The organism is Paenisporosarcina sp. OV554 (assembly GCF_003058165.1).
In the GTDB taxonomy this organism is placed as follows: Bacteria; Bacillota; Bacilli; order Bacillales_A; family Planococcaceae; genus Paenisporosarcina.
The window spans coordinates 25,351-47,374 of sequence record NZ_QBUC01000004.1; the positions used below are offsets into that span (position 1 = coordinate 25,351).

The 22,024-nt window shown below is 36.3% G+C and carries 19 protein-coding genes, 1 pseudogene and 1 other annotated feature; of the genes and pseudogenes, 2 read left to right on the plus strand and 18 right to left on the minus strand.

From position 1 onward, the window contains the following. Positions 1-172: 172 nt before the first annotated feature. Together C8K15_RS04860 and zapA are read right to left on the minus strand one after the other, a co-directional pair. Positions 173-712 carry a CvpA family protein gene (locus C8K15_RS04860; protein WP_108585310.1) on the minus strand — a complete coding sequence of 180 codons (540 nt, stop codon included), beginning with the start codon at positions 710-712 and terminating at the stop codon, positions 173-175. 4 nt (positions 713-716) lie between these two features. Then, on the minus strand, positions 717-977 hold the full coding sequence (gene zapA / locus C8K15_RS04865) for a cell division protein ZapA (protein ID WP_108585311.1): 261 nt from the start codon (positions 975-977) through the stop codon (positions 717-719). An 89-nt stretch (positions 978-1,066) separates the two neighbouring features. Between zapA and rnhC the strand changes: the two genes are divergently transcribed. Next, positions 1,067-2,002, plus strand: coding sequence for a ribonuclease HIII (rnhC, locus tag C8K15_RS04870; protein WP_108585312.1), 936 nt, complete (start codon positions 1,067-1,069; stop codon positions 2,000-2,002). A 444-nt stretch (positions 2,003-2,446) separates the two neighbouring features. Here rnhC and pheT read toward each other — a convergent pair whose 3' ends face one another. From pheT to C8K15_RS04885, 3 genes are all read right to left on the minus strand, one after another. Then, positions 2,447-4,858 (minus strand): phenylalanine--tRNA ligase subunit beta, encoded by a 2,412-nt coding sequence (pheT, locus tag C8K15_RS04875; protein ID WP_108585313.1) that lies wholly within the window; start codon positions 4,856-4,858, stop codon positions 2,447-2,449. 12 nt (positions 4,859-4,870) lie between these two features. After that, positions 4,871-5,908: a phenylalanine--tRNA ligase subunit alpha gene (pheS, locus tag C8K15_RS04880; RefSeq protein WP_108585314.1), complete on the minus strand. Its 1,038-nt coding sequence runs from the start codon at positions 5,906-5,908 to the stop codon at positions 4,871-4,873. A 43-nt stretch (positions 5,909-5,951) separates the two neighbouring features. After that, positions 5,952-6,186: a binding site (T-box leader), on the minus strand. Positions 6,187-6,229: 43 nt separating this feature from the next. Beyond that, a complete protein-coding gene (locus C8K15_RS04885; RefSeq protein ID WP_108585315.1) occupies positions 6,230-7,006 on the minus strand; it encodes a TrmH family RNA methyltransferase in 777 nt (258 codons plus the stop codon). Between the two features lie 94 nt (positions 7,007-7,100). Here C8K15_RS04885 and sspI point away from each other — a divergent pair, with 94 nt between their 5' ends. Further along, positions 7,101-7,310 (plus strand): small acid-soluble spore protein SspI, encoded by a 210-nt coding sequence (gene sspI / locus C8K15_RS04890; RefSeq protein WP_024534275.1) that lies wholly within the window; start codon positions 7,101-7,103, stop codon positions 7,308-7,310. 35 nt (positions 7,311-7,345) lie between these two features. On the opposite strand, the gene C8K15_RS04895 is transcribed toward sspI, so the two are convergent. The 13 genes and pseudogenes from C8K15_RS04895 to C8K15_RS04955 form a co-directional block, all read right to left on the minus strand. Continuing rightward, complete coding sequence (locus tag C8K15_RS04895; protein WP_108585316.1) at positions 7,346-7,789, minus strand: small multi-drug export protein; 444 nt, start codon at positions 7,787-7,789, stop codon at positions 7,346-7,348. Next, positions 7,789-8,289, minus strand: coding sequence for a hypothetical protein (locus C8K15_RS04900; protein WP_108585317.1), 501 nt, complete (start codon positions 8,287-8,289; stop codon positions 7,789-7,791). Before C8K15_RS04900 ends, C8K15_RS04895 begins: the two co-directional genes overlap by 1 nt. Then, positions 8,286-8,495, minus strand: a complete 210-nt coding sequence (locus C8K15_RS04905; protein WP_108585318.1) for a helix-turn-helix transcriptional regulator — start codon at positions 8,493-8,495, stop codon at positions 8,286-8,288. The genes C8K15_RS04900 and C8K15_RS04905 overlap by 4 nt, the downstream gene beginning before the upstream one ends. Positions 8,496-8,710: 215 nt before the next feature. After that, positions 8,711-8,860, minus strand: a pseudogene (locus C8K15_RS04910) (IS5/IS1182 family transposase); the annotation flags it as partial. 322 nt (positions 8,861-9,182) lie between these two features. After that, positions 9,183-9,746, minus strand: coding sequence for a serine/threonine-protein kinase (locus tag C8K15_RS04915; RefSeq protein WP_233260379.1), 564 nt, complete (start codon positions 9,744-9,746; stop codon positions 9,183-9,185). A 346-nt stretch (positions 9,747-10,092) separates the two neighbouring features. Next, positions 10,093-11,106 (minus strand): aminoglycoside phosphotransferase family protein, encoded by a 1,014-nt coding sequence (locus tag C8K15_RS04920; RefSeq protein ID WP_158268255.1) that lies wholly within the window; start codon positions 11,104-11,106, stop codon positions 10,093-10,095. 87 nt (positions 11,107-11,193) lie between these two features. Then, the gene (locus C8K15_RS04925) at positions 11,194-12,372 is read right to left on the minus strand and encodes a carboxylate--amine ligase (RefSeq protein WP_108585321.1); all 1,179 of its coding nucleotides are present in this window, start codon (positions 12,370-12,372) and stop codon (positions 11,194-11,196) included. Next, positions 12,373-13,710, minus strand: coding sequence for a glycosyltransferase family 4 protein (locus tag C8K15_RS04930; RefSeq protein ID WP_108585322.1), 1,338 nt, complete (start codon positions 13,708-13,710; stop codon positions 12,373-12,375). It lies immediately after the preceding gene. Further along, complete coding sequence (locus tag C8K15_RS04935; RefSeq protein ID WP_108585323.1) at positions 13,707-14,363, minus strand: PIG-L deacetylase family protein; 657 nt, start codon at positions 14,361-14,363, stop codon at positions 13,707-13,709. The genes C8K15_RS04930 and C8K15_RS04935 overlap by 4 nt, the downstream gene beginning before the upstream one ends. Before the next feature lie 542 nt (positions 14,364-14,905). Beyond that, positions 14,906-15,871, minus strand: coding sequence for an ornithine carbamoyltransferase (gene argF, locus C8K15_RS04940; RefSeq protein ID WP_108585324.1), 966 nt, complete (start codon positions 15,869-15,871; stop codon positions 14,906-14,908). A 261-nt stretch (positions 15,872-16,132) separates the two neighbouring features. Continuing rightward, positions 16,133-16,852, minus strand: a complete 720-nt coding sequence (locus C8K15_RS20205; protein WP_158268256.1) for a hypothetical protein — start codon at positions 16,850-16,852, stop codon at positions 16,133-16,135. A gap of 911 nt (positions 16,853-17,763) precedes the next feature. Continuing rightward, on the minus strand, positions 17,764-18,501 hold the full coding sequence (locus tag C8K15_RS04950; protein ID WP_108585326.1) for a CsxC family protein: 738 nt from the start codon (positions 18,499-18,501) through the stop codon (positions 17,764-17,766). Positions 18,502-19,726: 1,225 nt separating this feature from the next. Further along, the gene (locus C8K15_RS04955) at positions 19,727-21,424 is read right to left on the minus strand and encodes a BC_2427 family protein (protein ID WP_108585327.1); all 1,698 of its coding nucleotides are present in this window, start codon (positions 21,422-21,424) and stop codon (positions 19,727-19,729) included. Between the last annotated feature and the right edge of the window lie 600 nt (positions 21,425-22,024).

Below are 22,024 nucleotides of genomic sequence, written 5' to 3' on the forward strand. Positions count from 1 at the left end.
GTTTTGATACGTGAGGAGCGGAGAAGCAAGCCAACGATTAAGGTATACAGCCTAAATTCGCCACTTTCCGTGGCAACGGCTGCATGACCTGCCTTCTGCAGGCCTCAGCTATTTTAAGCGGACTTTTTGAACATCCTCTTTAAAAAAACTCCTCTCGGGATGAGAGAAGTCATCATTCAGTATAGATGTACCACCAATTTTTAACCGTCTCTGATATAAAAGGAGTTTTTGTAAGCATAGACTCAGCTAAATTAGAGTTTTCGATTAAGCTCTGGAAAGGTTCGATTGGCAATAACGCCACTACATAAATTAATATGAATAAGAAAACATAAAATTCAATGAATCCTAAAATAGCTCCAGTGATTTTACTGATAAACCCTAAAATTGGCAAGTATGATAGGAAGTCGAACATGGATGCTACTAGTTGTAACGCGAATTTCACAACAAAAAAGATAAGTGCAAACGCGATTAATTGATAAAATGTTTGATCCAAATCAAGTTTATCGATTGCGAATGTAAGCCTTGAACTCGAGTCTACTGTAGGATATGGAATCCATAACACAAATTTCTCTGCGAGTGGTTTATAATACGTGTAGGCGACTACAAGCGCAATGATAAAACCAGTCATATGTATCAACTGAACGATTAATCCTCGTTTAGCACCTACGAATAATCCTATAAATAATACAAGTAAAATAATAATATCTAACATTTATTCAGCCCTTTAACCTTTTGATTTCTTCTTCTAGTTGCTCGACTTGTTCTATTAATTTAACATTTTCGTGAACGGTATTGATCGCAGTAAGAACTGCTAGTTTTGCACTATCTAATGAGGGATTGTGCGAATTAATTTCTCGCATTTTATCATCAACCATTGAGGCTACTAGACGCATATGACCGCTCGTTTCGGAACCGAGCATTTTATACGTTTGCCCATAAATGTCTACTGAAACTCGTATTTTATGTTGCTCTGACAAAGGGTACCCTCCTCATCAAAATCCTACTATATATCATACCATGAAATAGATAGACTTGGGAATACACACCATTAGAAAGGAAAGTGATTATGTCAAACGAAGTACTATTACTAACAACTACTCAAATAAAAAACGTGATGTCTTATTATGCAACAAGCAAAATTGAGCGCAATGCTCCAGGAGTTATATTTGCAGCAAAACTATCAGATACTTCAATTACTGCTTATAAATCGGGAAAAGTTTTGTTTCAAGGTGGAGGCGCTACAAGAGAAGCGATGCGCTGGGGTACGACTCAAGAAAAAACAGCTAAAAAAATCAGTTCAGCAAAAGGCGATACATTGCCTGAAGGCTTTGCGTTGAAATCAGTGCTTGGTTCGGACGAAACTGGAACTGGTGACTTTTTTGGTCCCATGACCGTCGCAGCTTGTTATGTTCCTGCCGATAAAGTAGAGCTTATTCAATTTTTAGGTGTAAAGGACTCGAAAATGCTAACCGACGATTTGATGCGCAAAATTGCTCCTGATTTAAAAAAATCCTTAACCTATAGCATTTTAATTCTTGGCAATGAAAAATATAACACTGTGCAAGCAAAGGGTTGGTCACAAGGGAAAATAAAAGCCTTGTTGCATAATCAAGCATTGAAACATGTGCTCACTAAAATAGCTCCTGAAAAACCAGAGTTCATTTTAATCGACCAATTTGCCGAACGTGGTATTTACTACAACCATGTGAAAGCAGAAAAGGAAATCATTCGTGAAAATGTCTTGTTTTCAACTAAAGCTGAGCAACTTCATGTCTCGGTTGCTGCGGCTTCGATTTTAGCTCGCGTCGCATTTTTGGAAGAGATGGATAAGCTTAGCCTAAAAACAGGATTTACGATCCCAAAAGGAGCAAGCTCTAAAGTAGACGAAATTGCTGCGAAAATATTATTAGATAAAGGTGAAGAAGAGTTAAAATCCATAACGAAATGGCATTTTGCAAATAGCCAAAAAGCGATGGCTTTAGCCCAAAAGAAAAAAAGATAGCTGGTTGTATGGGGGGTATCAAGTTGTTTAAAAAACTTTTTATCATACTGATCCTTATTTCATTCATCACTTTTCTTCTTGTTGGAAAATATAATAAGTCCGATAATAACCACCTGATTAATCTCAAATAAATAAACAAAAAGAGCTATTTCTAATCACAATCACGTGAAAAGAATCAGCTCTTTTTTATCCTCGAAGTTTGACGTCACCCTATCAAAAACTTCCATATATATACTTTTACAACGTGAATGCTCATAATTACAACGAGACCATCCATTTTTACAACGTCAGCCTCAATAATTACAACGTGAACCCTGTTTATTACAACTGAGCCATCGCTCAATTTAGTCATTCTTCTTTATCATCATTAAAAAAGAAGAGATTGGACGTAAAAAGTGCCAGGCACTTTTTTCACGTCCACCTCTTCATTTTATTTTCTTTCAGTTATCCTCGAAGTTGTACGTTTCCTTGCTCTTCTAGTGCTTTTAACACTTTCGAATGAGCTTTCACGACTTCTTCATCAGTTAATGTACGTTCTGGATCTTCGTAAGTTAAAGAGAATGCGACCGATTTTTGACCTGGCTCCATTTTCTCACCTTCGTATAAATCAAAGACACGTACATCTTTCAATAACTTACCACCCGCACTGCGAATGATTTTTTCTAGTTCTCCAGCCGCTTTCGCTCGTTCCGCAACTAACGCAATATCGCGTGAGATAGATGGGAAACGTGGTACTGGTGTGTACAATAATGGTTCTAAAGTGAAAGTTAGTAATTTCGCCAAGTTCAGTTCCATCACATATGTTTCTTTTAAATCACGTTTCTTCTGTTCGGTTGGATGCAATTGCCCCACTATACCAATCATTTTGTCGGCTAATTTAATTGTAGCTGTTCTACCAGGATGTAAACCGTCCATTTGCGCTTGCTCAAATGACATATGTTTATCTAATCCTATTTTCGCAAACAAGCCTTCAATGATTCCTTTTAACACAAAGAAATCTACTGTTTTGCGTTCACCTTGCCAACTATGATCAAGCCATTTCCCTGTCATTACTGCAGCAACATGTTCTTCTTCATGAGGAAGTCCTTCTGAAGTTTCACCTAAGAATACTGAACCCGTTTCGAACATCGTTACAGCATCCGCTTTACGTGCAATGTTATATGTCGCAGCTTCAAGTAAATGTGGAATTAACGATTGACGTAATGTACTACGGTCTTCACTCATAGGCATTAATAATTGTGTCACCGGTGCAGCTTCTAGTGCAAAGCTCTGCGCAAGTTCTTTAGATGTTAATGAATACGTAATAGCTTGTTGCAATCCAGCACCTTCCAAGTAGTTTCGAACAATTCGTCGTTGTGCTTGGTAAGGAGTTAAGCCACCCGGAGTCGATTCCCCTTTAGGCAGTGTTATTGGAATTTCGTCATATCCATATATACGAGCAATTTCTTCTACAATGTCTTCTTCAATTTGAATATCTTGACGACGTGTAGGTGCTTTAATGTAAAGCAAACCATTTGCTGCTTCGAATTCGAATTTCAAACGACTTAATATAGACGTCATATCTTCTAAGGAAATTTTCATGCCTAAACGATTATTAATGAAATCTGGAGATACAACCACTTCTTTTTGTGATTTATCCAGTTCGTCTACTACTACACTTCCTTGTAGGATTTCTCCTCCAGCAAGTTCAGCAATTAGTTGAGCAGCACGTTCTGCAGCTGCTTCCACACGGTTTGGATCCACGCCTTTTTCAAAACGCGAACTCGCATCACTGCGTAAATTGTGATCTTTAGACGTTTGGCGAACAGAAGCGGGCTTGAAGTATGCTGACTCAATAACGATAGTTGTCGTGCCTTCATGAACTTCAGAATTTGCTCCACCCATCACTCCAGCAATCGCAACCGCTTCTTGACCATTAGTAATGACTAATTGATGTGATGCTAATTCACGTTCTTGCGTATCTAATGTAGTAATTTTCTCACCTTGACGAGCAGCTCGCACAACGATTTCTCCTGTTTGCAAACGATCATAATCAAAGGCATGAAGCGGTTGACCATATTCCATTAATACATAGTTCGTTACATCCACTACATTATTATGAGGACGTACTCCAGCAGCCATTAAACGTTGCTGTAACCATAATGGAGATTCACCAATTTTTACATTTTTCACGACTTTAGCGATATATAGTGGGTTTGCATCCATGTCTTCCACACGAAGTTTCAAGACATTTTCAGCAGATTCTGATGATGTTGAATACGTAATTTCAGGATACTTCATATCTTCCGAAAGAATTGCACCTACTTCATATGCTACGCCTAACATACTCATCGCATCTGCTCTATTAGGTGTTAAACCAAGTTCGAGCACTGTGTCATGTAAACCAAGAACTTCAAGTGCATCAGCACCCGCTTGTGTATCCACTGGTAATACGTAAATTCCTTCTGCATAAGCTTTAGGTACAAGTTTCCCTTCAATTGCTAGTTCTTGAAGTGAACAGATCATACCGTTTGATTCTTCTCCGCGAAGCTTCGCTTTTTTAATTTTCATTCCACCAGGTAAAACAGCACCTGGACGGGCAACGATCACTTTTTGACCTTTTGCAATGTTTGGAGCACCACAAATAATTTGAGTTACTTCTTCCCCAACATCGACTTGGCAAATAGATAACTTGTCTGCTTCAGGATGTTTTTCGCATTCTAAAACATGACCCACTACAACATTTGTCATTCCATGTGAACGATCGATAACTGCGTCCACTTCAATCCCAGAACGAGTAATTTTTTCAGCGAGTTCCGCAGGATCTAACCCTTTTGTATCTATATAATCAGCTAACCATTTAGTTGAAACTAACATGTGATCTCCTCCTTACACTTCAGTCCGGTGAAATTGCGAAACGAATCGCACGTCATTCGTATAGAAATGACGAATGTCTTCCACTCCGTATTTCAACATCGCAATGCGCTCTGGTCCCATACCGAATGCAAATCCAGACAGACGTTTTGAATCGTACCCTGCCATTTCTAAGACATTTGGATGCACCATACCGGCACCTAAAATTTCAAGCCAACCTGTTTTTTTACAAACGTTACAGCCGCTACCGCCACATTTGAAACATGAAATATCCATTTCAACAGAAGGCTCTGTGAATGGGAAGAAACTTGGACGCAAACGTATTTCACGATCATCGCCAAACATTTTCTTCGCAAATACAGACAATGTTCCTTTTAAGTCACTCATATTAATGTTCTCGCCAATTACTAGACCTTCGATTTGAGTGAATTGGTGTGAATGTGTCGCATCATCGCTATCACGTCGATACACTTTACCTGGACAAATAATCTTGATTGGCTCTCCACCTTTTGCTTCCATTGTGCGAGCTTGAACTGGAGATGTGTGTGTACGAAGTAAAATATCTTCAGAAATATAGAATGAATCTTGCATATCTCTTGCTGGATGACCTTTCGGCAAGTTCAATGCTTCAAAGTTATAGTAATCTTTTTCAACTTCAGGACCTTCAGCAATTTCGTATCCCATGCTGATAAACAAGTCTTCAATTTCTTCTACCACACGTGTTAATGGATGGTGATTTCCAGTTTTTGCTGGACGACCTGGTAATGTTACATCGATTGATTCATTTTCAAGTTGTTGTTGAATTGCCGCGTCTTCTAGTAAAACTAAACGCTCATCCAAAACTGACGTTACTTCTTCACGAACTACGTTTACAAGTGCACCCATTTTAGGACGTTCTTCAGCAGGTAGTTTACCCATTCCTTTTAACAGATCCGTAATCGGTCCTTTTTTACCTAAATAGGCAACTCGAACATCTTGTAGTTCTTTCACGTTTGAAGCGGCTTCTATTTTGCCGATTGCTTCTTGTTTTAATTGTTGTAATTGTTCTTGCATGTGTATATCCTCCCTCTAAAAAAATAAAAAACCCCGCCCCTGAAAAAGGGACGAGGAACTATTTCGCGGTACCACCCTGATTACTACGCTGACTTTCCAGACGTAATCACTTCATTGAATTAACGGCTCTTCACCGGCACATCTTTACAGCAATCGCTGGTCCTGATGGCAACTAACGGGGTGAACTTCGATGAATCTTCTATATTTGCACTTTCAGTCTGGGTGCAAACTTCCTAGATAAAAGGGTTTCATGTACTCTTCCCGGTCACAGTTTTTAACGTATCAAATTACTATCTAGTATACGCGGAATTCAAATTTTCATCAAGATTCATTTTCTATAGGGATTAATGTATACAGAAGAATCCCAGTAGCGACTGCTACATTTAAAGATTCGGCTTGTCCGTGTAATGGGATTTTCAAATTCATATCAGTTTGAACGAGAAGTTCTGGTGACAATCCACTTCCTTCATTACCCATAATTAAAGCAAATTGCGACTGTGGCTCCACATGCTTATATGTAACCGCATCGTCTAATGAAGTACCATAGACAGGTATTCCTTTCCCTCTGAACGTTTGTAGCCATTCCGATAAATCACCTTTTACGATTGGGATATGAAAATGAGACCCTTGACCAGAACGCACTGTTTTCGGATTATAAGCATCTGCTGAACCTTTCCCTAAAATAACTGCATCAAGTCCAGCCGCATCCGCAGTACGAATCATGGTTCCGACATTGCCTGGATCTTGGACTGCATCTATCATCAAGACATTCGTCCAATTTTGCTGCTCATTTTGAGTAGATTTAGGTTGAATACAATGTGCATAAATGCCTTGTGAATATTCAGTTTCAGCAATTTCTTTTGCAATTTCCATCGTTACTTCTACCATACTAACATCTTCAAGATTCCAGTCTGAAGGAATCTTCATCCCTTCTCTAACAATAAGTGTCAGAACCCAAGAAGGATCTTTCAAAGCTTCTTCTACTAAATGGAAACCTTCTACTAAAAATTCTCCTGATTTGTCTCGGTCTTTTCGAACAGTAACAAGTTTTTTCCAATGTTTCACTTGAGCGTTTTGTGAGGATTCAATGCGTTTCATTTGTATTTGTACCACCTTTTTCTTTAAGTGTAACAAATTCATGTATAAGTGGCGAGGACAGCGGACAAAATGAGAGGTGTGAGGAGGCGAGATTATGAACTTTCAAATTCGAGATGCTATTACGGCCAACATGATTGGTAACGATGCTTCACAAATTCGTGACGTAGTAGAGGATGCAATTAAACGTGGAGAAGAACACTTACTCCCAGGACTTGGTGTGTTTTTTGAAAAATGGTGGCAGACCGCTCCAGAACCTGAAAAAGAATCAGTACTAAAACACTTAGAACAGTCATTTCAAGGATAAAAAAAGTCTCCGTATCATTCGGAGACTTTTTCCTTTTATATATCTTGCAAAAAGAAATCAAACCCAAGAGCCGTTAAAACACCGAACACTAAAGTCCATAAAGCGATACTAATGGTTAACCAAATTGTTGTCCATTTTTTTTTAGCCCCTAAAGTCATGCCAATAAATGCCGCAATATGGGTGCCGATTAAGATTGGTCCGAGCAAAGCAAGTCCCGGTAAACCATATTTACTCCAAATTTTCTTCGCACGTTCAGAACGTTTAGATGCCGACTTTCTTTTTACTTCTCGACGTTTCAGCCACCACACTTTAAATTTATCAAACCCAATGATAAGAAGTAGAACGGTCAATAAATTTCCTGTGAACGCCATAACCATCACCCAAAATGGGGATAATCCCGCAACAATCCCTATAGGTATGACCGCTAGTTCAAGCCAAGGAATGGCAGACCCTAAAAAAATTAAAAAGTATTCCCACATCACTCTTCTTCCTCCCCTAGATGTTTCCTTATTTCTAAGTAGTAAATTAAGTACTGCATTAAGGCTAGAAACAGAATTCCTAAAATCATCCAAAATCTAGGTAAGTCAAAAACCATGTACATCACTGCGAGTAATGGGAGAGCCCACACGAAAAATGTATACACTTTTTGCGCTGCTCTTCTTGTGATGTGCGTCATACCCTCATCTTGTTCTAAATATTCTAAAGGTCTAATTTGCCACATCGATATTTTTTGATCTGGGTTTTGTTTATTATGGTTAGAGATTTTTCTTGTGAATATAAGGATTGAAATAAATGAAATGAAAAGTGCTCCAAATAAGAAAATTGACTCTATCGGATTAAACTCTAAAGAATAACTAAATCCTTGTGAATTTTGGTTGAGCTCTGTTGAGACTCCAGTGATACTAAATGCCATAAAACCAAACAATACGATAAACGCCATTTGCCATAATGGGTATTGCACTCGAAAATCTTTCTTCATATTGATTTCTCCCCCTCTAGCCAAAATAATTCATCCACTGTTATTTCAAACTCTCTTGCAATTTTCAAAGACAAAGTAATCGATGGAGAAAATTCGCCTTTTTCGATAAAACCAATAGTTTGCCTTGTTACCCCAACTCGTTCAGCTAACTGACCTTGCGAAAATCCAAATCGTGCACGTAGTTCTTTTACTCGATTTTGGAGCATTTCACTCTTCACTCCTTCATGTTAAGTATTATATTCTTATTGTATACTATTATTAACATAATGTGAATAATACTATACATTTTAATGGAAAATTTTTTCAAAAAAGCGAGGCCACTGAAAAACTTGCTTTAAAAAACTCTTAAGTAGGTCAGATTAGAAAAAAAGGCGAGATTTCGTTCGATTTGAACGAAATCTCGCCTTTTTCTTGTGTATTTTTATTTTGATTCCTTTATAAATGTCATAAATCTTTTGAGATTCACTGCAAATATGGCCATGGCTCCTTGCATTTGCATACCAAATAGCCCCCCGTATGAGGCAACATCATATCCGTGTCTGTGTTTCAATTCACTGACCTTTGTTTCAATTTATTATACAAAAGAATAGCCACCCTTTCTCGATAAATCGAGAAAGGGTGGCTTAGTTAATATAAGAGTACTTTTTCAGAGACCTCAAAAAACAGACCAGTCTAACTTGAAAAGAATCTGTATTGAAACACTTGGAACAATCCTTCCAAGCATAAGAATAGAGGCTGACCAAAAAGTTCTAGAAAATTAACTGAGGGTTGCCTCTTTTTCGTGCTGAAAAAATCTCTTGAGAATTCATATTAATACAATCTTAATACACAAGGTTTTGTGAAAATATATGGCTTTGTTTTTATTACAAGCTCATAAAGTCGTTGCGCTGAAGTCAATCAATAATGTTTTTCCATTCGTTATAAAGGGTTGGACTAAGATTCTTTACATGTAGCATGAACTCTTCTAAATAACCTTTCTTTTCTATTCCTTCTAAAAATTTAGTAGGGTTGGATCTAACCGAGCCGAATGCCCTCTTAAGGTCGATCACTCTTATTTCCATATCTTCATTAAATAAAATATGACGAACCTCTGTATCGCATCTCTCAAATCCTACTTTTTTCAATTCATCCAGCATAGCAAGAATTTTTTCCACTATTGGTTCAGGCAATTGCTTCTCTTTTTTTAAATACTGTGGGAGAGAAAGTCCTTTTACATACTCCATGATTATATAGTTTGTTCCATCCTCATAAAGTCGGGGAATAACTGGGGAAGATTGTCCCACTTGCAGTGCCTTAAGTTCCAATGCTTTTGTTTGTACCTTTTCAAAAATTTTAATGCAACGCTCAGATGTCAATTGAAAGACCGATCCATCTGCTCCCTTCCCAATCAACTTGTATTCTTTTAAATCTTTAATACTGATAGTCCCTTTAGCTATTATTGCATTATATTCATTCAATACGATAACACTCCCCTTATTTGCGCTTTTTTCATTTTCGATGTTTTCCCTAAAATATCTCTATTTACTTTCTTTAATTGTTTTATCATAATTAAAAAATTACACTTAACCCGTTAAGCAATTCATGAGATGGTTACCAATGGACTTGAGGAAGAACAGCATCTTTTTTTTTGCAAAAAAATGATCAATGATGACTGTCTCATGTCCGCATTAGATGTATAACTCATGCATGGTAACGAATAAATCTGGCTCTCCAGTAACAAGTATTTTGATGGTAACTTACCACCCTTTTGAATTCTTATTTAAAATCTCCTCTTACACTTGATTTCTATTCTTTTCGGATGTATTAATATAATCCGAGTTCTATCCCCCAAGTCATAGTTTTCTCCAAATATCTTTCTAGAAGTATACTTTTTTCTCCCCTTAACACTCTGCGCAAGTGATTAAGCAGCCTTTTCTCTAAGGTTCTCTGTAAATAAGTCATTTTCAAAAGCTGTAGTGTATCCGTCTGAAATGTAATACCATGCTTTTTCATTTCCTGGGTATATAAATGTGTACAATGCTTTCGTATGTCCTCTGCATCTTTTTGCCAATCTTTGCGAAAATCGATTAATATTTCTACAAGGACTACAAGATCAAACCATCCAGGAGCATATTTTGCAGACTCCCAATCAACAAATCGAATCCTCCAGTCTTGATTCTCACTTGCATTTTGACAACTAATATTATGAAAATGGAGATCTCCGTGTATGAGGCTCTGCCCGCTTTCCAACATTTCAGGGAAGAATATGGGGCCTTTTTGTAAAATATGTTGAATGACTTTATAGCTAGGTTCCACCAATCCCCTTAAACTAGGGTCCTTCATTGCCAGATCGAGGTATTCCTTTGTTTTTTCAATATGGCTACTTCTTTCTAAAGCCATCGACCTTGAATCATAATAGGGGAGCCAAGCATCGAAAATGTCACCATGCTGCATTATGCGATTATCGAATGTTGTAGCATGAAATTTCGCCAAGGTTGGAATGATGTTATCAAAGTGTTTTGGGGCAAGTTTAATTTGTCCGCGTAATGGTTTTACATACTCAATAAACATCCAGATTTCTACGGCGTTTACATTCGGCTCAATCCAATATACTTGCGGCATAAATTCAAACAAAGCTTTATTGGCTTTTTGATACATATTCATTTCCACTGTATGATTTTCTTTCAATGGTGGTTTGTAAATTTTTAGTACAATCGGAATGGATTCCATTCCATCAGTGACCACCAATTTCCATATACTTGTTTTTTCACGTGAATTTTTGAGGCACTCTACTTGCGTTTCTACTAATTCAACGTTTTTACCGAGTACCTTTTTCAACTCATCATTCCAACTAAAATGCCTCCATTGTCGTATAATCTCGTCTTTACTGCTCAAAGGAAAGTTCACTCCTTTTCAAATAGATTTTTAACGTCTTACCCATAAATTCCGTAGGTGGGAAACAAAACTTCGTATAAACGGAAGTGGATCATCCCAAGAAAAAAGAGCTTCTACTTTTTTTCCTGATAGGCCCTTGATCCATTTGCCGATTGTCATCTCTCCATTTCTTCGTTTTTGAAGAAATGAAATAAAATCACGGACGAGATAAACCCATTTGATTCCTTCTCGTTGACTTGTGACTGGTAAAGGATTTTGACCAGTTAGTGACAAATAGTACAAGTAGGCTAAATCAACACCGCATGCGATTGATAACCTTTGCGTCAGTCCAATTCTTGAGTTAATTTCAATAAACTTTAACTGTCCATCCCTTTGATCCCGTTTGAATTCTGTAATAGCTAACCCTTTAAAGTGTAGTTCTGAGAGGAAAGATACAGCCTTTTGGATCACTTCTTCATCTCTTATACTTAGGACCATAGCAGAGGAGCCAAAGTCAGGGGGAAATTGATGGATTTTTTGGTTCATATATATCCCAATCAAATTCATCTGTTCATCAAAAAACGTTTTGACCGAATAAATGCATGTCTCGTCTCCGGGAATGATTTCTTGTAGCATCAGTTCGCCGTATGGCAGATAAAAGAGGTACTTTTCCCGCAATTGGGATGCTTCCTCTACCAAGATCGCTTTTTTATACAGCCGGTGACTGATCCGTTTACGGAAGTCGGAAGAATAGACAGGTTTTAAAATACAGGGGAAGGTAACTTCATTGATGATTTGTTCAAGCTGCTGCGCATCGTGTATAGCGAAGATTTTGGGACATGGTACGTTATGTTTAACCGCCAATTCATATGTTAATTTTTTATCTAATACTGCTTCAACTAGTGAGTGTTCTGGTAATAAGAACTGATAATATCGATATAATATGGTTCTATGTTTGGATATAAAATGAACAAAGTCATCAGACCCTGCATAGAGTACCGGTTTCTCGCCAAACTTTTTCCCCAAATCGGTAAGAAAATGAAACAATTCCTTTTCTTCAGAAACGGGATTAGGACAAATACCACAAGTGGCATGGCGGGTTTTACCGATTTCATATTTCCCTTTTATATCGTATGCATAAACGGTAATTCCTTTTTTTCTCAAACTTCGAACGATACCGATCCCTGTTGCACTTAAATCAAGGACAACAGCTGGAATTTCATGTTGCATCTATTCCTCCTCCTTGGTATTAAGGGATTGATATATTTCTTCTATTTTCTTTATCATGCTCGTACTGGTCAAATGCATTTCCGCGAAAGTCCCTGCATTTTTGGCCAAGGCTTCTCTTAATGCCGAATCGCTTAGTAGAAGTGATAATTTTTCTGCTAGCTGTTGCGAGTTCCCTGGTTCAGCAATTAAGCCTGAATGGTAATCCTGAATGATTTCTGGAATACCACCTTGATTCGTTGTAATAATAGCCTTGTTCGCAAACATCGCCTCGATGATCGCGATCGGTAACGTGTCGCTCGTGGTTGGCAGAACAAAAATATCAGACTGACTTAACAATTCAGATATATCGTTTCTTACCCCTAAAAAAGAGACGTTGCTTAATTGTAACGCTTGAACTTGATCCTCAAGCTCTTCTCTCATCTCTCCATCACCAACAATCCAAACATCAACATTATTTAATTTACTTTTTATTAAAGCAAGAGCTTCTAACAAGTATTTGTGACCTTTACGAGGGCGAAGACGTGAAATACACGTAATGACAGTTTTATTTTCTGTCGTTGTTAATGTTCTTTGTTTGTTTATCGATTTAAAATCAATACCAGTATAAACAGTCGTCATTTTGTTATCCTTAGCTCCTAATTTTTTTAGCATGGGACGAAAGGCTTCACACAGGGTAATTATGTGATCTGAACTTTCAACGGCTTTTTGATCCAATGCTAAAAAGTAAGCCTCTTCTACAGATTCTTGTTCAATCAAATTAAAATCAAGTTTTCGTTGAGTCATAAACCCATGAGGAGTAAAGAGTAGCGGCTTTTGATAAGATTGGTTTATTCTACCTAATATATTGGCTGTAAATCGATCCTGTGCGTGGAAAATATCATATTTCTCTAAATTCATGTTCCTTAACTTCATTTCGTAATGAGATAGACGTTTGTTTTCCTTTACTATTTTGTCACTGTAATAACCATATCGATTAATATAAAATTGTTTAGTTTCCTTTACTATTTTCTTTTGATAATCCTTACCTATATCCTTTGGAAATAGGTTGGGAGCAATAATATCAACAATATGCCCCAACTCCTCCAATCCAACTTTTAGTGCAGTTATATAATTTTGAAGTCCCCCTACAGCAGGATAATTCCAATATGTCGTAATTAAAATCCGTAGATTTCTCCGTTCTGAGCTATCAATGGACTGTTTCTTGATATTGCACTTGTTCTTTTTCTCTTTCCTCTTTTTTTCTTTTGAGGATTGAGTCATACCATAGTATTGGTCTGTTGCAGAGACCAAATAAGGATATGGAACTGGCAAAGAGGAATGATCGTACTTATCTGTCATTTCCATACCCTCCTTATGATTTCAAAGGCTTCTGCGTATTCAACTCCAACGGTCATGCCGCGTACTTGGGCTAAATGCTCCACTCCTTTATATGATCGCGGATGAGGAAATGGTTTCATCTCTACATCATAGAACTGAAGTGACTCGAGTTTTATCTCGATTGTCTCTGTAATATCGACATAATAATTAGGTTTAAAGGCCTTATCATTCGTATGTTGGCTCCACTCACTGGAAGAAACTGTTTCGAAACAAAGGAGTTCAATTGGCTTTTTTCCTGGTAGCGGGCGGGCTGCAGTTAACACGGCTTGAAACAGAATTTGATGGTCCATGTTAATGTCGCCATAGTGATGGGTAAAAATCATATAAGGTTCATACTTTGCTATTAAAGCTTCAATCTCTTTATTGATAACATGTAATGGAAATGTCTCCAATAATAGATTCGGGTATTCCAAAAAAATAACTTCTTCTATACCTAAGTGTTTATTTGCCATTAAGATGGCCTGCTTCATGTGTCCCTCCTCTTCCTTCCGTCCTTTAGCGAAAATAACGGTGATAACTTTATTTCCATTATTAATTAATTTCTTTAACGTTCCACCGCTACCAAGGAGCTCATCGTCGGGATGTGCTGCAATTACTAACACATTTTTTTTCAAATTTTTCACCTCTTAACTTTTTAATAATTTACTAGACTCTTGTTATGTATATGAAGTTTAATGCTTTTAAGGATAGACAAAAGCGGAGAATGGTGAAAATGAAGAGGAATGAGTGAATAAAATAGAGTAAGAGATAATAAAAACGATATAAATTGGTTAGCCCAAGACAGAATACGGTTTTTTAGGATGCGGTCAGCGGGAAAGTCATAAAAGCATGATCCATGTGGGATTATGCTTTTTACTTTTGTACATACATAAAATTGTGAAAGTTCCGATCTTTGAAGGCAGAAGTAACAGTTAGCTTTACGCCAGCGTGTCTTCGACGAAGTGGAATATGCGAACGAGTGTTATAGCTTCAATTCACATAATTAAAAAGGTCAAGTGTGAGTTGTACACGTATGGAAAAGTATGATGAAGTTTTTTTGGAAGTGATTGTTATCATATGAGGGCTTGTCTTTCTCTATTGAATTCATGAATGGAAATAAAACAAAGCCATCAAACACAAAAAAAGTTCCTGAAAGGTTAATCAGGAACTTTCTCTGTTAGGCAAGGATAGAAGCAAGGATGGCTTTTTGTGCATGTAAGCGATTTTCAGCTTGTTGAAATACGGCTGAATGTTGGCCATCGATGATTGATGTTGCCACTTCCTCTTCACGATGCGCAGGTAGACAGTGTAGAAATAAATAGTTCGACTTTGCATGTTGAACGAGTTCTTCATTTATTTGATACCTTTCGAACGCTTGAAGTCTCGCAGCGGTTTCTTCTTCTTGACCCATGCTTGTCCACACATCTGTGTAAATGACATCAGCGTTTTTAACCGCTTCTATTGGATTGGTAGTCGTCATTATTGTCGATCCATTCGAAGCTGCTAGTTGTTGAGCTTTCGCTAAAATGTTGCTGTCTATTTCAAACCCTGTTGGTGAGGCGATAGATACGTCTACTCCGAGATGAGCACAGGCTATGATAAGAGAATGTGCTACATTGTTGCCATCGCCTACGTATGCTAACTTTTGACCTGGTAAATTGCCTTTGACTTCATGAATAGTTAATAAATCGGCTAATGCTTGGCATGGATGATAAAGATCTGTTAAACCATTGATAACGGGAATAGTTGCTGAATAAGCCAACTCTTCGACCATTTTGTGTGAATTAGCACGAATCATTATGCCATCTAAATAACCTGATAATACTTTTCCTGTATCTGAAATAGGTTCACCACGACCAATCTGCAAATCTCTTGCATGCATATACATTGCATGGCCGCCTAATTGATTCATCCCTACTTCAAATGAAATACGTGTACGAGTGGAATGTTTTTCGAAAATGAGACCAACCGTTTTACCTAAGAGCAATGGTGGATGCACGCCATTTTTGGCTAAACTCTTCAATTGAACTGCTAAATCTAGCAGACCTTTTACTTCTTCGGACGAATAATCAAACCAAGTTAATAAGTCTTTTCCTCTCACACTCTTAACTACTTCAAGATTCACGTATTCTAATAACTTCATAAATATTCACCCCTATTTATAATTATGTATTCCTTATTATAAATATGCATAGTTATAAATGCAAGTGAATTTTTATTAATTTAATTAATAAAGTAAAGCGTCCTATATTTGATAAGACGCTTTTTCTCTTTTTCTTGAAATAGTAATGATTACACCCTTCATAAAGCTATTAACGTAATTAGCCTCCATAACAATCATTCATTATATAAAGCTTTACTTCAACTGTATAAGTTACATCACAAATATCATTCATCGCCACTTCTATGTGTACCAGCATGAATCTTTACCAAATCCAACAATATCGTCTAACCTAATACAGTATTTTTGAAATTCTTCGAGTAAAATGTCACTTGAATTACTGAATACCTTTACTGGTTCGAATATTATATAATTTATCTTTGGAACCAATATTACACAATCCTTTTTCACATCTTGAATTGTTCCTTCAGTATACGTTGCATCGTTTGTAAAGATGACCACACGTCTACCGATGAAGTCATCTAACTTTTCGCGAATCCAACAATTGCAATCATTCTCTTTACATTTCTTTTCATGACAGTCATCTTTCCATTTCTCGTCGTGACATTTACATTTCTTTTCATGACAGTCATCTTTCCATTTCTCGTCGTGACATTTACATTTCTTTTCGTGACAGTCATCTTTCCATTTCTTTTCATGACAATCATCTTTCCATTTCACTTCATTACAGTTCCATTTCTTTTTATGAGAATCATCTTTCCATTTCTCGTCGTAACAATTCCATTTCTTTTTGCGGCAGTCATCTTTCCACTTCTCGTCGTGACAGTTCCATTTCTTTTTGTGGCAGTCGTCTTTCCATTCTGTTTTAATCTCTACTTCAGAACACTTGGAACATTTACATCCTTCTCTTTTTTCCCATTTTTTATCTGGACATTCTTTTTTACAACACTTGGAGCATTTACATCCTTCTCTTTTCCCACAATTTTTTGGGTAAAATCGCATTTTTGATTGCACCTCCTTTCGCTCGGATTTTAGTAAACTCAACTTTTTTGATCCACTCAATCCGTAATTTCCCTTATATCTATAGCATATTAAGTGATAGAAAAAGACTCTAGGCAGACTGAAGTTTAATAGCTTTTTTATACTATTAATTTTTTCCTTTATTTATAGAAGCATATTCTTCTTGCCAAGCTTTAAATTTGCATTTTTTAGGGAATTTCTTACCACTTCTTATTTGATAAATGTATTTTTGGGTCATTTTCTTAATTGTTTAAACTCGATGGATTTCCACTTCATGGATCCAGTCATAGTCATATCCATTATCAATAAAAAAAGCAGGCTTATTTGCCTGCATTCCCTGTTTCTTATTCACTTGATTTACCGAGTTTGCCCCACACACAGCACGAGAGATGTAACTGGAAAATTCAAATTCTAGAATAACCATACAATCATTTGCCCGCTTTTATTACTTAAGTTATTGTGAACCTTCTCCTCACCATATTGTTCAGCATATAGCTTATAGATTTCTTGAAAAAACATTTTTGCTCCTCTGGATGCTTTAAAACGATTTGTCTAAAGTCACAAGTAATTCATTGATCACGAAAGCATTTTCCCGGCTTTTCCTTGTGTTTTCTTTGGGTATCAATAATTTTCATCCACGGATGAGCATATGTATCATTATTTTTACAAACAACATTTATGTAACTTAATGAAATTCCAATTCTTTAATGGTATTTCAAAAGATACTTCATTTTTCCGCAAAATAGTAAACCCCTATCGTGGACTAGATAGGGGTTTATAAAGTGGGACTATAATTATAATTCCTCATTGCGAGGTGATATTTGTAGCATTTCTCGTTAATGTTTGCTTAGCATTTTTTAAAAAGATTTGCTTGTGGTAAACCTAGTGGGTTTTTAACAATCGCCTAAAGATTGAATTCGTACTTGTCGCGTTTGTAATACTTTTAGTTTAAGTTCAAGTACAATTTTTTCACGTAGAGTATCAAACGTGTTACCCGCATTTACAGCATGTGGAGAAAAATCAAGTTCAAAGAAATTTGCACTAATTAACTCACAATATGGTTGCTCATTATAAAAAACACTATTTTCAAAGAAGTATTTATCTTGGCGTGGCGAGTCACCGGTTTTCGGATCTAAAAATCGAGATCTACTTCCTGAAGATCCACCTAAAATTGGGTAAATAAGAAAATCGTTACCCTTAAGGTCTGCGAATCCAGAAAATGGAACAGTTGCAATTCGATCCCGAATTACTCCATTACAATCATCAGTAGAATATTCAATATCTTTGCGAATAAATCCTTCTACAAATAATTTAGCTCTTTTTACTGTAAAGACGCCTGGACATACTTCTTTCCCAAATTCACAAGGTACTAATTTACATTGTGTTAGAAATACATCTTTTGACACTCGTTTAATTTCAACTGCTGGTGGATTAAGCGGAATATTTGCTTCCACAACAATTGAAAGTGTGGTCTCAGCTAATACAGCTGGAACTTTAATAACCGGTTGAGTATCCTTGCGAAGGACGCAAGGTTTTGCTTTTTCATCATGTAAAGGTACTTGATTTATTCCCTCTACTGGACAAGGCATCATAATGGGATCCGAAGAATTTGTATTGTTATTTTGATTCATCCTTTTCACCTCCTATCATTCTTTAAAAATTTTTTCACATTACCTTCTGTAAATTGTCAATTTAAGTCGAACATTTAGATGGTTCATGAATACTCTAAAGGCATAGTTATAGTTACGCAGAATGAATTTCAAAAGAACCTTCTTCAACATGCCTTCACTACTTTGTAACCTATTGAGCAGCACTTTTAATTATCTATTGTTCGATTTAATATAATAATCTACATTTTCAATATATGTTTCAGATGACATTAGTGTATATGCATATATAATAGGTATTTCAATATTTTTTTGTTTTGATGCAGAAAGATTTCTTAAGAGATGTGGAATGTTAGGTCTTAATCAAATAAACGATCCAGTTATTTACCATCTAAATAAAACAGATTTAAGGTAAAGTACCTTAAATCTGCTATTTTTGGTTCAAAAGGTCCACACTACATTTTTTATTTATAAAATGAAGTTTTCAGTCAACAACCTTGCCTACAGACGCAGCTCTCACCTGTTTATTATCTAAAAATAAACATTAAAAGAGCTAATAAAAAACTACCCTTGAGTTCTGATTAGCTAGGGTGGATTAACGTCACATCCAGCAGATTACCTTTTTAGCAATCTCCAAATTAATAAACCCGTTGGCTTTGTTGCGCCAACGGGTTTTTTAGTCTACTGATTAATTTTCACAATCATCAAGGCGTTAATTAGCAGTCCTAAAAGTTGTTTTATTTCTCCAAAAGCACCTCATTACCTTCGATGGGATTGACGTGATGAAACATTTGATGCCTTCCTATAATGAATGTGCATTAGAAAAAATGCAAGTAGAGAAAGGTACCGTTGTAACGAACGATTTACAGTGCTTTGAGCGAGCGTGAAGGAGAGAATAATACGATGGAGCCATAACGCTTATAACGCTATCTGTTGGAGTGCTAAAGGGTGTGTCTGTAACTTGTTACATCTAAGTATTGATACACTTAATGGTTTTTTGATAGCAAAGAAACGCAACAAATTAGTAAAATCGAAAGATGGTTACCCTTATTTCTTATAGGTCTCAATTTCTGTGAAAACAGGATAGTCCAAGGAATGGTGTTAACATGCTAGTATACTTTATTATCGTAAAGATATGCTCACAAGACCGCGGGCAATCGTCCAAATCTGGCCAATGGCAGTCCGTTGAATCATAATAAAAACATCACACGTCCCACCCCTCCTTGAGGTGCCCCTATATATCATTTTGTCACATTGTAACTTTTTGTACTTGAAGCAATTGAACCATTAAATCTACAACAATTTTTTGATGGAGTGGATGAAATAAAGTTTTCAACTCCTTTGGCTTGGTTTTTTCATCTTCATTACGAACGGCAAAATATTCAATGTTTTGATAGATATATCCTTCTATAAATAGTTTTCCGTTTAATGCCTTAGATGCCTCATCAGCTGTCGAATGAGTGAAACCAGCAGGTACAAACTTGCAATTTGTCAATACCACTTCTTTAGAAATTTCTTTTACTTTATAGATTTTTTCTTCAAATAAAACATCTTTCTCCAAACAGATTTCAATGTTATATTCTCCTAATACTACTGGAACTCTGATATTTAAGGACTCATGAGAAGGACATGTTTTATTTTCCCTTGTTTTCTTAGAACGTGAATCATGAATCGGAAACACAGCTGATTGATAATAATCATTTTTCTTTTTCGTATTCGTCCGATAAACATGATCAGGGTCAGTTAAAAATATGATTTCATGTGATTTAAAGCCAATCAATAGACAATATGGTTGTTCATGATAATAAGTTATAGTATCAATTAGTTTTGTATCTAATTTTGGAATTTGTTTGTTGTTAGGGTCAAGAAATTTAAATGTATCTTGAATCGTACTGCCAAAGATAGGAAGATGAAGGAAATTATCAATTTCTGCAAAAGTAGAAATTGGGATTTTTATAGTCATTGAGCGTACTCCTGCATATCTGTGACACTCATTAGCATCATTTTTATTAAGTTTAATTACATTATCTTCAGAAGCATCCCTTCTAGCAATATCTTCCACTGGCAGATGTTTCTCAAGCCGAGATGCTATCTCGCTTTTAAAAGCAGCATCCAATTGGTGATCAGACTCAAACTCAGATGATGCCTCCTGTTCTGACATTTGTTTCATTTGGACATCAAAATTAGATGCTACCTCGAGTTTTAACACATCATTTATTTGGAGGTTATGCTCAGGGGAAGTAGCAGAAATTGTACTACTGAAAATTGGGGGATAAAGGAAATTATGAATTTTTTCGAAAGTTGAAAATGGAATTTTTATAGTCCTTGAACGTACTCCACCATGTTTATTAAGCTCATCAGCATAAGCGTTTTCATATCTATCATCATGTCCATCATATGTGATATCTGTGTGGTCTTCGCTGATACTGTTTGCTTCGAATAAAATATTCTTTCTAGAGAGATTACATTTTTTGCGGAATTTGGACCTTTTTTTCCTTTTGGATATTTCCCCCATATTTTCTTTTTCGACTGTGTCAACAGAGCATGACTTAATATCTGATTCGTAGATATCATTTCTGTATTCTCTACTTCTTCTACGAAGACGACATTTTTTTCGTAATTTGGGCCTTTTTTTCCTTTTATGAGTTTTACTTAAATCATTTATTTCGAATATGTCAAAAGAGCCTGGTTTAGTACTTGATTCGCAAATATCTTCTCTGTTTTCTGCACTCTCTTCAAGTATATGCGGAAAATCAGAAGTAACAGAAAACGTATATACGTCTTTTTCTTTATAATTCATTTTCTGCATATCTTTATAATTAATCCATGGAATTGTGTCTTTCTGGTTTTTATGTTGATAATCGGGAGCAACAGAAAATGTAAATACGTCTTTTTGTTTGAAATTTACTCCCTGCATATCTTCATAGTTGATCCGTGGTGTTGTCATTATACCCTCCTTACCTACACGAATTGTTCCTTTATTTTTATTTAATGAGTTTTCTCAGCTTTTGTTACTCCGACTTTCGACTGTTTTTTGAAAATAACCCATCAAAAGCTTCTTTTTCATGCACGAAGACGTTGATTTAACAATGTTTGTATTTCTGGAATTCAAATGTATTGCCCAAAAACAAACTTATATATTTTTTATTAAAGACGTCTAACCCGAAAAAGAGATGAAATATGTATTTGTTGAATCCAATCGATAAAAAGATTCTAGACAACTGATCCTAATGCAATAAAGAGCACTCACATTTCTAAAACCCGAATGGAAAAAATTGGCTGCCGTAATGGAAGAGCGATTAGTGATTCAAATTACTCTGTTTGAAGATGAAAAAGAATCACTGTGGCTACCGAACATGTCATGACTCAATCTTCTTATAAGCAAAAAGAGTTCTTGTGATTTTACACCTACTTAACAAGCTCTTGGCGGGAGCAGGGGTTGTTAAGTGTCTCATGACATTTGAAAAATCCTTCCAAGCCGCCTATATGTAAACTAAATGGAACATCTCTTCTTCACTCGTAATTCCAATAGATACTTCGTTTTTTC

Coding starts and splice junctions, on each gene's coding strand:
- C8K15_RS04925 (WP_108585321.1), bottom strand. CDS start 12,372: ATGCAACATGAAATTCCAGCTGTTGTCCTTGATTTAAGTGCAACAGGG.
- C8K15_RS20205 (WP_158268256.1), bottom strand. CDS start 16,852: ATGCGATTTTACCCAAAAAATTGTGGGAAAAGAGAAGGATGTAAATGC.
- C8K15_RS04900 (WP_108585317.1), bottom strand. CDS start 8,289: ATGAAGAAAGATTTTCGAGTGCAATACCCATTATGGCAAATGGCGTTT.
- argF (WP_108585324.1), bottom strand. CDS start 15,871: ATGAAGTTATTAGAATACGTGAATCTTGAAGTAGTTAAGAGTGTGAGA.
- C8K15_RS04930 (WP_108585322.1), bottom strand. CDS start 13,710: ATGACAGATAAGTACGATCATTCCTCTTTGCCAGTTCCATATCCTTAT.
- C8K15_RS04860 (WP_108585310.1), bottom strand. CDS start 712: ATGTTAGATATTATTATTTTACTTGTATTATTTATAGGATTATTCGTA.
- pheT (WP_108585313.1), bottom strand. CDS start 4,858: ATGTTAGTTTCAACTAAATGGTTAGCTGATTATATAGATACAAAAGGG.
- pheS (WP_108585314.1), bottom strand. CDS start 5,908: ATGCAAGAACAATTACAACAATTAAAACAAGAAGCAATCGGCAAAATA.
- C8K15_RS04905 (WP_108585318.1), bottom strand. CDS start 8,495: ATGCTCCAAAATCGAGTAAAAGAACTACGTGCACGATTTGGATTTTCG.
- rnhC (WP_108585312.1), top strand. CDS start 1,067: ATGTCAAACGAAGTACTATTACTAACAACTACTCAAATAAAAAACGTG.
- sspI (WP_024534275.1), top strand. CDS start 7,101: ATGAACTTTCAAATTCGAGATGCTATTACGGCCAACATGATTGGTAAC.
- C8K15_RS04885 (WP_108585315.1), bottom strand. CDS start 7,006: ATGAAACGCATTGAATCCTCACAAAACGCTCAAGTGAAACATTGGAAA.
- C8K15_RS04950 (WP_108585326.1), bottom strand. CDS start 18,501: ATGAATCAAAATAACAATACAAATTCTTCGGATCCCATTATGATGCCT.
- C8K15_RS04895 (WP_108585316.1), bottom strand. CDS start 7,789: ATGTGGGAATACTTTTTAATTTTTTTAGGGTCTGCCATTCCTTGGCTT.
- C8K15_RS04955 (WP_108585327.1), bottom strand. CDS start 21,424: ATGACAACACCACGGATCAACTATGAAGATATGCAGGGAGTAAATTTC.